At 62.1% G+C, this 14,874-nt stretch carries 17 protein-coding genes; 3 read left to right on the top strand and 14 right to left on the bottom strand.

All coding sequences use genetic code 11. The annotated features are described in order from the left end of the window. The 5 genes from ccmE to ccmA all read right to left on the bottom strand — a co-directional run bounded on the left by ccmE (position 1) and on the right by ccmA (position 2,713). Positions 1-456 carry a cytochrome c maturation protein CcmE gene (gene ccmE / locus D109_RS0114175; RefSeq protein WP_008434786.1) on the bottom strand — a complete coding sequence of 152 codons (456 nt, stop codon included), beginning with the start codon at positions 454-456 and terminating at the stop codon, positions 1-3. Next, positions 453-629, bottom strand: coding sequence for a heme exporter protein CcmD (gene ccmD / locus D109_RS0114170; protein WP_008434788.1), 177 nt, complete (start codon positions 627-629; stop codon positions 453-455). The genes ccmE and ccmD overlap by 4 nt, the downstream gene beginning before the upstream one ends. Beyond that, on the bottom strand, positions 626-1,381 hold the full coding sequence (locus tag D109_RS0114165) for a heme ABC transporter permease (RefSeq protein ID WP_017477481.1): 756 nt from the start codon (positions 1,379-1,381) through the stop codon (positions 626-628). The genes ccmD and D109_RS0114165 overlap by 4 nt, the downstream gene beginning before the upstream one ends. 85 nt (positions 1,382-1,466) lie before the next feature. Beyond that, positions 1,467-2,135 (bottom strand): heme exporter protein CcmB, encoded by a 669-nt coding sequence (gene ccmB / locus D109_RS0114160; RefSeq protein WP_003210635.1) that lies wholly within the window; start codon positions 2,133-2,135, stop codon positions 1,467-1,469. Next, complete coding sequence (gene ccmA / locus D109_RS0114155) at positions 2,132-2,713, bottom strand: cytochrome c biogenesis heme-transporting ATPase CcmA (protein WP_017477480.1); 582 nt, start codon at positions 2,711-2,713, stop codon at positions 2,132-2,134. Before ccmA ends, ccmB begins: the two co-directional genes overlap by 4 nt. A gap of 252 nt (positions 2,714-2,965) precedes the next feature. On the opposite strand from ccmA, the gene D109_RS0114150 reads away from it, so the two are divergent. From D109_RS0114150 to D109_RS0114140, 3 genes are all read left to right on the top strand, one after another. Continuing rightward, positions 2,966-4,549, top strand: a complete 1,584-nt coding sequence (locus tag D109_RS0114150; RefSeq protein WP_017477479.1) for a flagellar hook-length control protein FliK — start codon at positions 2,966-2,968, stop codon at positions 4,547-4,549. After that, the gene (locus D109_RS0114145; protein ID WP_003210638.1) at positions 4,546-4,875 is read left to right on the top strand and encodes an EscU/YscU/HrcU family type III secretion system export apparatus switch protein; all 330 of its coding nucleotides are present in this window, start codon (positions 4,546-4,548) and stop codon (positions 4,873-4,875) included. Before D109_RS0114150 ends, D109_RS0114145 begins: the two co-directional genes overlap by 4 nt. 228 nt (positions 4,876-5,103) lie before the next feature. Next, entirely contained in the window at positions 5,104-6,267 is a 1,164-nt protein-coding gene (locus D109_RS0114140) for a hypothetical protein (RefSeq protein WP_017477478.1), read from the top strand. A 33-nt stretch (positions 6,268-6,300) separates the two neighbouring features. On the opposite strand, the gene D109_RS0114135 is transcribed toward D109_RS0114140, so the two are convergent. The 9 genes from D109_RS0114135 to D109_RS0114095 form a co-directional block, all read right to left on the bottom strand. After that, complete coding sequence (locus tag D109_RS0114135) at positions 6,301-6,696, bottom strand: DUF2802 domain-containing protein (RefSeq protein ID WP_017477477.1); 396 nt, start codon at positions 6,694-6,696, stop codon at positions 6,301-6,303. Then, complete coding sequence (locus tag D109_RS0114130) at positions 6,697-7,182, bottom strand: chemotaxis protein CheW (RefSeq protein ID WP_003210641.1); 486 nt, start codon at positions 7,180-7,182, stop codon at positions 6,697-6,699. 73 nt (positions 7,183-7,255) lie between these two features. Further along, positions 7,256-8,032, bottom strand: coding sequence for a CheW domain-containing protein (locus D109_RS0114125; protein WP_017477476.1), 777 nt, complete (start codon positions 8,030-8,032; stop codon positions 7,256-7,258). 151 nt (positions 8,033-8,183) lie between these two features. After that, positions 8,184-8,972 (bottom strand): ParA family protein, encoded by a 789-nt coding sequence (locus D109_RS0114120; protein ID WP_017477475.1) that lies wholly within the window; start codon positions 8,970-8,972, stop codon positions 8,184-8,186. Between the two features lie 51 nt (positions 8,973-9,023). Beyond that, positions 9,024-9,911, bottom strand: a complete 888-nt coding sequence (gene motD / locus D109_RS0114115) for a flagellar motor protein MotD (protein ID WP_003210644.1) — start codon at positions 9,909-9,911, stop codon at positions 9,024-9,026. Positions 9,912-9,926: 15 nt separating this feature from the next. Then, complete coding sequence (locus D109_RS0114110) at positions 9,927-10,667, bottom strand: flagellar motor protein (protein ID WP_017477474.1); 741 nt, start codon at positions 10,665-10,667, stop codon at positions 9,927-9,929. Then, the gene (locus D109_RS0114105; protein WP_017477473.1) at positions 10,667-11,788 is read right to left on the bottom strand and encodes a chemotaxis response regulator protein-glutamate methylesterase; all 1,122 of its coding nucleotides are present in this window, start codon (positions 11,786-11,788) and stop codon (positions 10,667-10,669) included. Before D109_RS0114105 ends, D109_RS0114110 begins: the two co-directional genes overlap by 1 nt. A gap of 49 nt (positions 11,789-11,837) precedes the next feature. Next, a complete protein-coding gene (locus D109_RS0114100) occupies positions 11,838-14,060 on the bottom strand; it encodes a chemotaxis protein CheA (RefSeq protein ID WP_017477472.1) in 2,223 nt (740 codons plus the stop codon). Positions 14,061-14,071: 11 nt separating this feature from the next. After that, on the bottom strand, positions 14,072-14,860 hold the full coding sequence (locus tag D109_RS0114095; RefSeq protein WP_017477471.1) for a protein phosphatase CheZ: 789 nt from the start codon (positions 14,858-14,860) through the stop codon (positions 14,072-14,074). Positions 14,861-14,874 lie beyond the last annotated feature (14 nt).

Below are 14,874 nucleotides of genomic sequence, written 5' to 3'. Positions count from 1 at the left end.
TTAGCCCTCCTTGGCGGGGGTCGGGGCGGATTGGCCGCTGTCTTTGAGGGCCTTGGTGACTTCCGGTGGCATGTATTTTTCATCGTGCTTGGCCAGCACTTCATCGGCCACTACCACGCCGTCGGCGTTGAGCTTGCCGAGGGCGACGATGCCCTGCCCTTCGCGGAACAGGTCCGGGAGGATGCCGCGGTAGGTGATGGTCACGGATTTGTTGAAGTCGGTGACGATGAATTTCACGTCCAGAGAGTCCCCGGAACGTTGCAGCGAGCCCTTCTCGACCATGCCACCGGCACGGATTCGCGTGTCCAGCGGTGCTTCGCCGTTGGCGATCTGGGTCGGGGTGTAGAACAGGTTGATGTTCTCCCGCAAGGCGCTCAGGGCCAGGGTCACGGCAATGCCCACACCGGCCATGATGGCCAGGATGATCAACAGACGCTTTCTACGCAGCGGATTCACTTTTCGGTCTCCCGGCGCAAACGACGCGCCTCTTGTTGCAGGTAACGCTTGCGGGCCAGGATCGGCGCGGCGACGTTGAGGGCCAGCACCGCCAGGCAGATGCCATAGGCCGTCCAGACGTACAGGGCGTGATGGCCCATGGCGAGAAAATCACTGAAAGAGTTGAAGCTCATCCACGGGCTCCCAGGCTGTTTTGCACTTCGGCCTTGACCCAACTGGTGCGGGCTTCACGCTTGAGCACTTCGAGGCGCATGCGCATCAGCAGCACGGCGCCGAAGAAGCAGTAGAACCCCAGCACCATCAGCAGCAGTGGCGCCCACATTTCCACGGGCATTGCCGGCTTTTCGGTGAGGGTGAAGGTGGCGCCCTGGTGCAGGGTGTTCCACCACTCCACCGAGTATTTGATGATCGGGATGTTGATCACGCCGACAATCGCCAGCACCGCGCAGGCCTTGGCGGCGCTGTCACGGTTGCTGATGGCGTTGCCCAGGGCGATCAGGCCGAAATACAGGAACAGCAGGATCAGCATCGAGGTGAGGCGCGCGTCCCAGACCCACCACGAACCCCAGGTCGGCTTGCCCCAGATCGCCCCGGTGACCAGCGCCACGGCGGTCATCCAGGCACCGATGGGCGCGGCGCATTGCAAGGCGACGTCCGCCAGCTTCATCTTCCACACCAGGCCGACGACGCCGCACACCGCCAGCATCACGTAGCAGGACTGGGCCAGCATCGCGGCGGGAACATGGATATAGATGATGCGAAAGCTGTTGCCTTGCTGGTAGTCCGGCGGCGCGAAGGCCAGGCCCCAGACCAGGCCGATGCCGATCAGCAATACGGCGGCGATGCTCAACCACGGCAGCAGTTTGCCACTGATGCCGTAAAACCATTTGGGCGAGCCGAGCTTGTGAAACCAGGTCCAGTTCATGCTGTTTCCATCACGGTTGCTTCTCGTCGTTGCGAGAAGCTTAGGGTCTTTACTGGTTAAGGTTATATCGCTTAACCAGACCTCATTATTCGCCGACGCTGATCTTCAGGCCAGCCGCTATAGCAAAGGGTGTCAGGGTTACCGCCAGGGCGGCCAGGCTGCCAAGCCACAGGAGGTAACCGGTCGCCGGCATGCCCTGGAGCGCGGCTTGCAAAGCACCGCTGCCCAGGATCAACACCGGGATATACAAAGGCAGAATCAGCAGGGCCAACAACAGGCCGCCGCGTTTCAAACCGACCGTCAGCGCCGCACCTACGGCGCCTAACAAACTGAGCACCGGCGTACCCAGCAATAATGACAGGAGCAACACCGGCAGGCACTCGGTGGGCAATCCCAGCATCATCGCCAGCAACGGCGCGAGCAATACCAGCGCCAGGCCGGAAAACGCCCAGTGTGCCAGTACCTTGGCCAATACCAGAAGTGGCAGGGGGTGCGACGAAAGGACCCACTGCTCAAGGGAACCATCTTCGAAATCACTGCGAAACAGCCCGTCCAGCGAGAGCAGGACCGACAAAAGCGCCGCCACCCAGACCAGTCCCGGAGACAAGGTTTGCAACAGTTTAGTCTCGGGGCCCACCGCCAACGGGAAGAGCGCGATCACTATCGCGAAGAACACCAGCGGGTTGGCCAATTCGGCCGGGCGGCGACAGAGTAACCGCGCTTCGCGGGCGACCAACAGGGCAAAAACACTCATACCGACCACCGGCCCAGGTCGAGGTCGCGGTAACCGGCAGGCATGCGCGTCAAGGTGTGGTGAGTGGTCAGGACCACCATACCGCCCTGCTCGCAGTGCGCGGCAAGGTGTTCTTCCAACTGGGCGACGCCTTGTTTGTCGAGGGCGGTGAAGGGTTCGTCGAGAATCCACAGCGGCGGGCCGTCCAGATACAAACGGGCCAGGGCCACGCGGCGCTGCTGGCCGGCGGACAGGGTGTGGCAGGGAACGTCTTCGAAACCCTTCAGGCCAACGGCAGCGAGGGCCTGCCAGATCGCCTCGCGGCTTGCGGGATGATGCAGGGCGCTGAGCCAACTGAGGTTTTCTTCGGCAGTGAGCACATCCTTGATCCCGGCGGCGTGGCCGATCCAGATCAGGTTGCGCGCCAGCTCGGTGCGTTGCTCGTGCAACGGTTTGCCATTGAGCCGCACTTCCCCCGCCGTCGGCTGCATCAGGCCGGCCAGCAGGCGCAACAGGCTGGTCTTGCCGCTGCCGTTGGGGCCGCTGACCTGCACCATGTCGCCGCCCGCCAGACGCAGTTCGAGGTGTTCGAACAGCATCCGCAGGTCACGTTCACAGGCGAGCGCTACGGCTTCTAGAAGAGGGCTGGTCAAGAGATCGCGGGCCTTTACGGTTCAAGTCGGCGGTGGAACGGCCGTTAAAGAGATGCACATTAACTGCTTTGGCGACCGTTTTTAGAGAGCTGGATCAATCAGTTGTGTTGTTTTTAACGCTCTCTTTGAAGACGGGCGGCATTATACATGTGATGCCCTACTCTAAAGAGGGCAATTTCCCTTGAGACGGCGCGCACGATGACCGGTGAGATCAATCTTCCCACGCTTCCTCCGACGCTGCCGGCCGGGCCTGCGCCCGCGCCTGCGACGGGTGAGCTGCTGAAACTGCTGGAGCCGCAGACCGGCCTGATTGACCCCGGGAAAACCGTGAATGCCGAGGTGCTGGCGCTGAAACAAGGCGGCGATGCCTTTCAGTTATTGCTCAAGCTGACCCTGGAAGGCGGCCGGCAAACCCTGGTGCAGGCCAGCAGCAGCCAGCCGCTGCCGCTTGGCGCCCAGGTGGAAGTCAGCCAGACCCCTTCGGGCAATTTGTCCATCAGCCTTCAGCAGGCGTTGAGTTCCAGCGTGGCTGCGCTGACTCGCATCGACACCACCCAACTGCCGGTGGGCACCCTGCTGCAAGGCAAGGTGCTGACCACCCAGACGCTGCCCCAGGGTGCCAACCAGCCGGTGGTGTATCGCTCGCTGGTGTCGGTGCTCAATAACGTCCTCAGCGGCGCGACCCTGACCGTCGAAAGCCCGCAGCCATTGCGCGTCGGCAGCCTGCTCAGCGCCGTGGTGCAAAGTGCCCAGACCTTGAGCTTTGTGCCCCTGAGCGGGCGCCAGGACCAACTGGCCGTGGCCCAGCAACTCTCCACCCAGCAAAGCCGCCAGGGCTCGCTGGACGTGGTATTCACCGCGTTGCAAAGCCTGCCGGCGACCAGCAGCGACAGCACCTCGGTCGATTTGCGCGCCGCCGCCGAGCGATTGCTGGCGAGCCTGCCCGACCTGGCCCAAGCCAGCAATCCGAAGGTACTGGCGCAACTGATCCAGAACAGCGGCACATTCCTCGAAGCCAAGCTGCTCGCCGGGCAAAACCCGCAGATACCGCCGCTGGACATGAAGGGCGCCCTGCTGCGCTTCGTCGCCGACCTGCTGCCGGCCCTGCCCGCCAACACCAATCTCAATGGGATCCTGGCGTCCAACACCCTGGCGCAACTGCTGCCCAGCTTCGTGCGCAGCCCGCTGGGCACCCTCGGCCAGGTCGGCGCCCGCCAAGCGCCCGCAGGCTTTCCGCTGCCGGATCGGCTGATGCAACGCCTCGAAGGTGAGAGCGACCTGGAAAACCTGCTGCGCCTGGCCGCCGGCGCCATTTCCCGCTTGCAAAGCCATCAGCTGTCGAGCCTGGAACAAACCGGCACCACCGCCGATGGCAAGCTCTTGACCACCTGGCAGTTGGAAATCCCGATGCGTACCTTGCAGGACATCGTGCCGTTGCAGGTCAAGTTCCAGCGTGAAGAACCGGCCCCCGACAAGGACCAGCCGGAACGCAAGGACAGCAAGGACCCCAAGCAAATGCTCTGGCGCGTGGAAATGGCCCTCGACATGGAGCCCCTGGGCCCGTTGCAGGTCCAGGCGCAACTGAGCCAGGGCAAACTGTCGAGCCAGCTGTGGGCGACCCGTCCGTTCACCGCCAGCCTGATCGAAAGCCACCTGGGCAGCCTGCGCGAGCGGCTGGTGTCGTCGGGACTCAACGTCGGCGACCTGGACTGCCACCTCGGCACCCCGCCGCGCGGCCCGAAAACCGGACTGGAACAACGCTGGGTGGATGAAACCGCATGAAAAACCCCAACCCGCCGCGCCAGGCCATTGCTCTCAAATACGACGGGCAACAAGCACCGACCCTGACGGCCAAGGGCGACGACGCCCTGGCCGAAGCCATCCTGAAGCTGGCCCGGGAAAACGAAGTCCCGATCTACGAAAATGCCGAGCTGGTCAAATTACTGGCGCGCATGGAGCTGGGGGACAGCATCCCGGAAGAGCTGTACCGCACCGTCGCCGAGATCATCGCGTTTGCCTGGACGTTGAAGGGAAAGTTCCCGGTGGGTTATGACCCGGACGCGGGGCCGGTGGAGCGGGATGTGACGGAAAGAGGCGACGATTATTAATGAGGGAGCGGGCTGATCGTTCCCACGCTCTGCGTGGGAACGCCGCCTCGGACGCTCCGCGTCCAACTGGCGCTACCAAGTTCACGTCTTGCGCAGTGGTGACGCGGAGCGTCACGGGATGCATTCCCACGCAGAGCGTGGGAATGATCAGTTGCGGCGGGTGATGTATAGCAATTATATCTTTCAAGGTATAGATTATCTCGAACTCGATAGTTCAGGATAAAACCCATGAGCCCCACCCGCCCAATCCTCAGTCGAAAGCTACTCGCCGAAGCGCTCGCCCGTGATTTGGCGGGCGAGTCATTTGCCGATTACAGCTCCGGCATGTTCCTCGCGGCGCCTCGTCGCACGGGCAAAAGTACGTTCCTGCGCAACGACCTCATCCCCGAATGCAAGGCCCGAGGCTGGCTGCCGGTTTACGTGGACCTCTGGATGAACCGCGAAATCGACCCCGCCGAGCTGATCTCCGGCGCCATCGGCAAAGCCCTGGGCGAGTTCGAAAGCGCGGTGAGCAAGGCGGCCAAGAAAGCCGGTATCGACAAGATCAGCCTGCTGCGCACCTTGAGCTGGGATTTCACCAAGCCTCAACTGCCCGCCGGCACCACGCTCAGCCACGCCCTGGACGTGCTGCATCAGGTCTCGGGGCAAATGATCGTGCTGATCGTCGACGAAGCCCAGCACGCCCTCAACAGCGAAGGTGGGGTGAACGCCATGTTCGCCCTCAAGGCAGCGCGAGATCATCTCAACGGCAGCAGCACCACCGATGGCCTGCGCCTGGTCTTCACCGGGTCCAGCCGGGACAAACTGGCCAACCTGGTACTCAAGAGCAAACAACCGTTCTTCGGCGCCCACATCACGCCGTTCCCACTGCTGAGCCGGGACTTTGTGGAGTTCGTGACGGACCTGTGGAACCAGCGCCTGGCCGCAACCAACCAGTTCAACCTCGAAGATATGGACTATGCGTTCCAACTCGTCGGCCGGCGCCCGGAAATGCTCAACAAACTGTTGACCGAAGTGAGCGTGGGTCTTGGCGAGGCCAGCAATCTTGGCGAGCTGCTGAGGACGGGAGCACTGAATCACCAGGCCGGCATCTGGAGCGACTACGAGAGCGCCTACAACGACCTCTCCCCCCTGCAACAGGCGGTACTCGAAGTGATGGGTGAACGAACCCTGGGCAAGCAAGCGTTTTCGCCTTTTGCGGAAAAAACCTTCCAGGATGTGAACCGCAAACTGGAGCAGGCCCAGGTCGAGCCGAACGCCAGCACCCCAAACGTGCAGAAAGCACTGGAAGTGCTGCGGGAGAAGGAGTTGGTCTGGAAAGCCAACCGTGGTGAATATGCGCTCGAAGACTCGACCATGGCCGAATGGCTGAGCAATCGGCATCAGCTATAAGCGACAAGCCAACCTGCTTGCCGCTCGTAACCTTCAGTTGTCCTTGTGCAGCCGGCTCATCAACTGCGCTTCAGCCTGGGTCAACCCGCAGGACTGCGTCAGCTCATCCACCGTCGCGCCCATGCCCACCAGCTTCGCCGCCTGGGCGAATGAGAGGCTCGACGGGTCGCGCTGCTCGAGTGCCGACAGCTTGTCCGGCAACGGCGCCAGCACCGCACGCAGTTCGTGCACTTCATCCCCCACACGCACCGCGCTTTGCTGGAAGTGGTCGACCCGCTTGGCCAGCTCCAGGATTCGCCGGTCGCGCGCAGCGTCGCGCTCGACCTGTCGAGCAGCCAATTCCCGTTGCTGGCGCACGTAGCGCAGCAGAAAGCCCAAAGTCCCGGCCCACAGGATGGCCAGGACGATCACCGCTACCTCAAGGAACAATCAGATATTCTCCAGATCCTGCCATTCTTCTTCGCTCATCATCTTGTCCAGCTCAACCAGAATCAGCAGTTCGCCGTTCTTGTTGCAGACACCCTGGATGAACTTGGCCGATTCTTCGTTGCCGACGTTCGGCGCGGTCTCGACTTCAGATTGGCGCAGGTAAACCACTTCCGCCACGCTGTCGACCATGATCCCGACCACTTGCTTGTCGGCTTCGATGATCACGATGCGGGTGTTGTCGTTGACTTCGGTCGGCACCAGGCCAAAACGCTGGCGAGTGTCGATCACGGTCACCACGTTGCCGCGCAGGTTGATGATGCCCAGCACGTAGCTTGGGGCACCCGGCACCGGAGCGATTTCGGTGTAGCGCAGCACTTCCTGCACACGCATCACGTTGATGCCGTAGGACTCGTTGTCCAGCTTGAAGGTGACCCATTGCAGGATTGGATCATCCACCAGACCTTGTGCGGACACTGACTTGTTCATACTCCAGACCCCTTCAAATACCGTTGGTTACGGTGTGTGTTCTTGGGCAGCGCCGTAGCACTGCTGCTTGTTATCAAGTGCGTTTGTTGAGCGGCATGGCTTTTACCGCGCCGCTGGCAATCAGCTCCGCCAGTTCGGCGACATCCAGCAACGCGCACATGTGTTCGATCACGGTGCCCGCCAGCCATGGCCGCTGGCCGCGGTGGCTGCGCCATTTGATTTCGTTCGGGTCCAGGCGCAATGAACGGCTGACCTGATGCACTGCCAGCCCCCACTCGTAGCCCTGGACCGAAATAACGTATTGCAGGCCCTGGCGGAAATCATCCCGATAGCGGTCGGGCATGACCCAACGCGCGGTGTCCAGTACCTTCAAGTTGCCCTGCTGGCTCGGCAGGATCCCGAGGAACCACTCCGGCTGGCCGAACAGCGGCGTCAACTCCTGGCCTTCCAGGGAGTAGATCGACCCCAGGCACACCAGCGGCACCGCCAGGGTCAACCCGGCGACGTCGAACAGCAAGCATTCGAACGGTTCTGCGGCCCACACCGGGCGACCATCGCCCTGCACCGGCGGCGGGGTGATGCTCGGCGGGAGGTGAACCTCAACCACCGGCGCGACCACCACAGGCGCAACAGGCTCCGGAACGGCTACGGGAACCACCAACGCATCACGTGCCTGTTCTTCCAGGACCGCCAACTGAAACTCGTCCAGAGCCGCAGGTTCAGGCTCGATGACTTCATCGAGGATCAGAACCGGTTCCGGCATTTCCTCGGTCGCTTCCTGGAGCAAGGCGTCCAGGTAGGACTCCAGCGCCAGTTGCGGCCGGGTCTTGAAATCAACGGGACGGTTCATCTGTATGCCCACGCGCAAGCCCCACCAACCCTGTATGCAGAGGTTATCGGCCTGTAAGTGCCCGGACTTGAATCGAGAGCCGGTTTTGTCAGAAAAACTGCGGCGTCTGCATCGCTGGCAAGCCAGGCGCCTACAGGGCTGTTTATGATCATCACGCCACCTGCGCCACAAGTTGCTGGGACAACAGGTGCTTGAGCAACGCCCGATACGCCAGCACCCCACGGCTCTTGCCGTCGAATTGCGATGGCGTCAGCCCTGCCCGGCTCGCATCCCGCAGGCGCGTATCCACCGGGATGTAGCCTTGCCAGATGGTGTCCGGATAAGCGTCGCGCAATACCCGCAGGGTTCCGAGGGAGGCCTGGGTACGGCGGTCAAACAGGGTCGGCACGATGCTGAACGGCAACGCCTGTTTGCGTGAGCGGTTGATCATTGCCAGGGTGCTGACCATGCGTTCCAGGCCTTTGACGGCCAGGTGCTCGGTCTGCACCGGGATCACCAGCTGTTGGCTGGCGGCCAGGGCGTTGACCATCAGCACACCCAGCAACGGCGGGCTGTCGATGATCGCATAGTCGAAGTCCTGCCACAGCTGCGCCAGGGTCTTGGCGATCACCAGGCCCAGGCCGCTCTGCCCCGGCGACTGACGCTCAAGGGTGGCCAGGGCGGTGCTGGACGGCAACAGCGAGATCTTTTCATTGCTGGTGGGCAGCAACAGTTCGCCCGGCAAATCGGTCGGCACGCTGCCCTTGTGCAGGAACAGGTCGTAGCAACTGTGCTCCAGAGCATCCGGGTCATAGCCGAAATAGCTGGTCATGGAGCCGTGGGGGTCCAGGTCGACCACGACCACACGCTTGCCGGCCTCTGCCAGCAAGCCGGCCAAGGCGATGGAAGTGGTGGTTTTACCGACACCACCCTTTTGATTGGCAACTGCCCAGACTCTCATTCTGATTGTTCCTCCCGGCAGACACAGGCTCGACCGAGAAATGGCATGGGGTTATAGAGCCGGTGACGGAGAATTGACGGCACTCCCGCGAACCGGCGCCTTTACGGGCGCTGGTGCAGTTTGTGTGCCAGCCCGCTTCAACGCGGCATCCGGTGTTGCATTGGCGGTGCCGGTACCGGTCAGGCTGCGGCGCACATCCAGGTTGCGCGACACCACCAGCACCACCCGACGATTGCGCGCGCGGCCTTCCGCCGTGGCGTTATTGGCCACCGGCTGGAACTCGCCATACCCCACCGACGCCAGGCGCCCGGGGTTCACACCCTGCATCGCCAGCATCCGCACAATACTCGCCGCGCGGGCCGAAGACAGCTCCCAGTTGGTCGGATACTGCGCCGTGCTGATCGGCAGGTTGTCGGTAAATCCTTCAACGTGGACCGGGTTCTCAAACGGCTTCAGGATCGCCGCCACCTTGTCGATGATGGTGAACGCCTGGTCACTGGGCATCGCATCGGCGCTGGCGAACAGCAGGCTGGAATTCAGCTCGATTTCCACCCACAACTCATTGCCGCGCACGGTCATCTGGTTGGAGCTGATCAGGTCGCCAAAGGCCGCACTGATGTTATCGGCGATGCTTTTCAGCGGGTCACTGGTGCCACCGATGCCGGCGGCGGTTTCATCGCTGTCATTGACCAGCGGCTTGGCCGGGGTCACGGTCTTGGGGCGTTCTTCGCCGATGGGAATCGGCTTGAGGGCACGGTCAGCGTCGTTGAACACGCCGATCAGCGCCTGGGAAATGACTTTGTACTTGCCTTCGTTGATCGAGGAAATGGAGTACATCACCACAAAAAAAGCGAACAACAGCGTAATGAAGTCGGCGTAGGACACCAGCCAGCGTTCATGGTTGACGTGTTCTTCAGGCTCGCGGCGGCGACGGCTCACAACAAATACCTCCCATCAATCCATGAAGCCCTGGAGCTTCAATTCGATGGAGCGCGGGTTTTCACCCTCGGCAATCGAGAGGATGCCTTCCAGCAACATCTCGCGATAACGCGACTGGCGCATGGCGATCGACTTGAGCTTGCTGGCCACCGGCAACAACACCAGGTTGGCACTGGCCACGCCGTAGATGGTAGCGACGAACGCCACGGCGATCCCGCTGCCCAGTTGCGACGGATCCGCCAGGTTGCCCATCACGTGGATCAAGCCCATCACCGCACCGATGATGCCGATGGTCGGCGCATAGCCGCCCATGCTTTCAAAGACTTTGGCCGCGTTGATGTCGCGGCTTTCCTGGGTGTAGAAATCCACTTCCAGGATGCTGCGAATCGCTTCCGGCTCAGCACCGTCCACCAGCAATTGCAGGCCTTTGCGTGCGTAGCTGTCGGGCTCGGCATCGGCCACGCCTTCCAGGCCCAGCAGGCCTTCCTTGCGCGCCGTGAGGCTCCAGTTGACCACCCGGTCGACGCCGCCCGGCAGGTCGACACGCGGCGGGAAAATAATCCAGATAAGGATCTGCATCGCGCGCTTGAACGAACTCATGGGCGACTGCAGCAAGGCTGCGCCCACCGTGCCGCCGATCACAATCAACGCTGCCGGGCCATTGGCCAGGGCACCCAGATGGCCGCCTTCGAGGTAGTTGCCGCCGATAATCGCGACAAACGCCATGATGATGCCAATCAGGCTCAATACATCCATTACAGGCAGGCCTCCACCAGATGCTTGCCGATGTCGTCCAGGCTGTAGATGGCGTCGGCCAGGTCGGCTTTGACGATGGCCATGGGCATGCCATAGATCACACAGCTGGCTTCATCCTGGGCCCAGATCGCGCTGCCGCCCTGCTTGAGCAGGCGCGCGCCTTCACGGCCGTCGGCGCCCATGCCGGTCAATACCACCGCCAGAACTTTGTCGCCGTAGGACTTGGCGGCGGAACCGAAGGTGATATCCACACACGGTTTGTAGTTCAGGCGCTCGTCACCCGGCAGGATTTTGATCGCACCCCGGCCATCGACCATCATCTGCTTGCCGCCAGGGGCCAGCAGCGCGAGGCCCGGGCGCAGGATGTCGCCATCCTCGGCTTCCTTGACGCTGATGCGGCACAACTTGTCCAGGCGCTCGGCGAAGGCCTTGGTGAACGCAGCCGGCATGTGCTGGATCAACACGATCGGCGCAGGAAAGTTGGCCGGCAGCTGGGTCAACACCCGCTGCAAGGCAACCGGGCCGCCCGTGGACGTACCGATGGCCACCAGCTTGTAGGCCTTGCGCTTGGGTGCAGGCGAATGCGCGGCGGGCGCAGCCGTACGCACAGGTGCTGCGGCCGGGCGCGCAACCGGCGCAGGCGCCGGGCGACCAAAGGTGCTCGGGGCTGCCGGTGGCGGTGTAACAGGTGCCGGCGCCGGTGCACTGAACAGGCTGCGTCGGTTACTGCGGGAGATGCTGTGCACCTTCTCGCATAGCATCTGCTTGACCTTCTCGGGATTGCGCGAGATGTCTTCGAAATTCTTCGGCAGGAAGTCCACCGCGCCGGCGTCCAGCGCATCCAGGGTGACCCGGGCGCCTTCGTGGGTCAGCGAAGAGAACATCAACACCGGAGTCGGGCAGCGCTGCATGATGTGCCGCACCGCCGTGATGCCGTCCATCATCGGCATCTCGTAGTCCATGGTGATCACGTCTGGCTTGAGGGCCATGGCCTGATCGATCGCCTCTTTGCCGTTGGTGGCCGTGCCGACCACCTGGATATTGGAATCCGATGAAAGAATTTCCGAGACGCGGCGGCGGAAGAAACCTGAATCGTCCACCACCAGGACCTTGACTACCATAAACACTCCGTTAGGCCGGGCGAGGGACAACCGCCCTGCCCGGACCGAATCAAATACGCCGTGCGGCGTAACGCTTGAGCATGCTCGGAACATCCAGAATCAGCGCGATCCGACCGTCACCGGTAATGGTCGCACCCGACATGCCCGGGGTTCCCTGCAGCATTTTGCCCAAAGGCTTGATGACCACTTCTTCCTGGCCCACCAGCTGATCGACCACAAAGCCGATCCGCTGGGTGCCCACGGAGAGAATCACCACATGGCCTTCGTGCTGCTCTTCATGCTTGGCCGAAGCCACCAGCCAGCGCTTGAGGTAGAACAGTGGCAGCGCCTTGTCGCGTACGATCACCACTTCCTGGCCGTCCACCACGTTGGTGCGCGACAGGTCGAGGTGGAAGATTTCGTTGACGTTGACCAGCGGGAAGGCGAACGCCTGGTTGCCCAGCATCACCATCAGGGTCGGCATGATCGCCAGGGTCAACGGCACCTTGATGACGATCTTCGAGCCCTGGCCCTTGGTCGAGTAGATGTTGATCGAGCCGTTGAGCTGGCTGATCTTGGTCTTCACCACGTCCATGCCCACGCCACGGCCCGACACGTCGGAAATCTCGGTCTTGGTGGAGAAGCCCGGGGCGAAGATCAGGTTGTAGCACTCGGTGTCGGTGAGGCGGTCGGCGGCGTCCTTGTCCATCACGCCACGCTTGACCGCAATGTTGCGCAGTATCGTGGGGTCCATGCCTTTGCCGTCGTCGGTGATCGACAGCAGGATATGGTCGCCTTCCTGTTCGGCCGCCAGGATCACTTTGCCCTGGCGGTTCTTGCCCGAGGCTTCGCGTTCTTCCGGCGTCTCGACACCGTGGTCGACCGCGTTGCGCACCAAGTGGACCAGCGGGTCGGCCAGGGCCTCGACAAGGTTTTTGTCGAGGTCGGTTTCTTCACCCACCAGTTCCAGGTTGATCTCTTTCTTGAGCTGGCGTGCCAGGTCGCGAACCAGGCGCGGGAAGCGGCCGAAGACTTTCTTGATCGGCTGCATCCGGGTCTTCATGACGGCGGTTTGCAGGTCGGCGGTGACCACGTCGAGGTTCGACACGGCCTTTTGCATGGCCTCATCGCCGCTGTTCAGGCCCAGGCGCACCAGGCGGTTACGCACCAGCACCAGTTCGCCGACCATGTTCATGATGTCGTCCAGGCGCGCGGTATCAACCCGCACGGTGGTTTCGGCTTCACTGGCCGGTTGCTTTTCGGCGGCCGGAGCGGCAGCGGCACGCGCGGGTGCTGGGGCCGGTGCAGGTTTGGCAGCTACTGGTGCAGCGGCCTTGGCGGCCACCGGCGCTGGAGTTGCCACCGCTGCGGCAGCTGTAGCAGCCGGTGCAGCAGCGCCGACCACTTCGGTGAACTTGCCCTTGCCGTGCAGTTCATCCAGCAGCGCTTCGAATTCGTGATCGGAGATCAGTCCATCGGCGGCCGGTGCAGCGTCAGCAGTAGCAGCCGGTGCTGCGGTTGCGGCGGCGGTTGCGGCAACTTCCGGCAGTGCATCGGCAGCAAACGAGCCTTTGCCGTGCAACTGGTCCAGCAGCGCTTCAAATTCGTCGTCGGTGATTTCGTTGCTGGCAGGCGCCGCGGCTTCCGTAGGCGCTGGCGCTGCGGCCACCGCGTCCGGGGCAAACTGGCCCTTGCCGTGCAACTGGTCGAGCAATGACTCGAACTCGGCGTCAGTGATGTCCTCAGTGGTCGGCACCACGGCCGGCGCACTGGCCGCCGGAGCCTCGGCTTCGGCCTTGACGGCGTTCAGCGAGTCCAGCAGTTGCTCAAATTCGCTGTCGGTCACGTCGCCCGCAGGCTCGGCGACAGGCTCAGCCACCGCCTCGACCACCGGCGCATTGGCCGCCGGTTCCGCCAGGCGCGCCAGGGCGGCCAGCAGTTCCGGAGTGGCGGCCGTGATCGGTGCACGTTCGCGCACTTCACTGAACATGCCGTTGACCGCGTCCAGCGCTTCCAGGATCACGTCCATCAGTTCCGAGTCGACGTGCCGCTCACCCTTGCGCAGGATGTCGAACACGTTCTCGGCGATGTGACAGCACTCCACCAGCTCGTGGAGCTGGAGGAAGCCGGCGCCCCCTTTTACAGTGTGAAAACCGCGAAAAATTGCATTGAGCAGGTTCGCATCATCCGGTCGGCTTTCCAGCTCGACCAGTTGTTCGGACAGTTGCTCTAAAATTTCGCCGGCCTCTACAAGGAAATCCTGAAGGATTTCTTCATCGGCGCCGAAGCTCATGGGTGTGCTCCTTAGAAGCCTAAACTGGACAGCAAATCGTCTACGTCGTCTTGCCCGGATACAACGTCTTCACGTTTATCGGCATGAATCTGCGGACCTTCACCCTTGGCGAGGTGTTTTTGTGGATCTTTTTCAGAAAGGATCGCTTCGCGGTCATGTTCGATGCCGGCAAACCGGTCGACCTGGCCCGCCATCAACACCAGTTTGAGCAGGTTGCTTTCCACTTCGGTGACCAGTTGGGTAACGCGCTTGATCACCTGACCGGTGAGGTCCTGGTAGTCCTGGGCCAGCAGAATGTCATTCAGGTTGCTGGAAACCGTACGGTTTTCCTGCTCGCTGCGGGACAAAAAGCCCTCGACCCGACGCGCCAGCTCGCGAAACTCTTCCGCGCCCACTTCCCGACGCATGAACCGGCCCCAGTCAGTGCTCAGGGCCTTGGCTTCACTGGCCATACCGTTGACCAGAGGCGTGGCGTTTTCCACCAGGTCCATGGTGCGGTTGGCCGCCGCCTCAGTCAGCCTGACCACATAGGACAGGCGTTCGGTGGCATCCGTGATCTGCGAGATTTCTTCGGCCTGGGGCATGTGCGGGTCAATCTGAAAATTGACAATCGCACTGTGCAACTCACGCGTGAGCTTGCCCACTTCCTGGTACAGGCCGCGGTCACGGGTCTGGTTGAGCTCATGGATCAACTGCACCGCGTCACCGAAATGGCCTTTTTCAAGGCTTTCGACAAGTTGGTGAGCATGTTTTTTCAGGGTCGACTCAAAGTCGGCCTGCGATGATTCTTTATGCTCCATAGCTCCCCCGTGGC

This window comes from Pseudomonas sp. PAMC 26793 (assembly GCF_000313235.1).
Taxonomy (GTDB): domain Bacteria; phylum Pseudomonadota; class Gammaproteobacteria; order Pseudomonadales; family Pseudomonadaceae; genus Aquipseudomonas; species Aquipseudomonas yamanorum.
The sequence above is the reverse complement of the archived record's forward strand: the minus strand, read 5'-3'. Positions and strand labels throughout refer to the sequence as shown.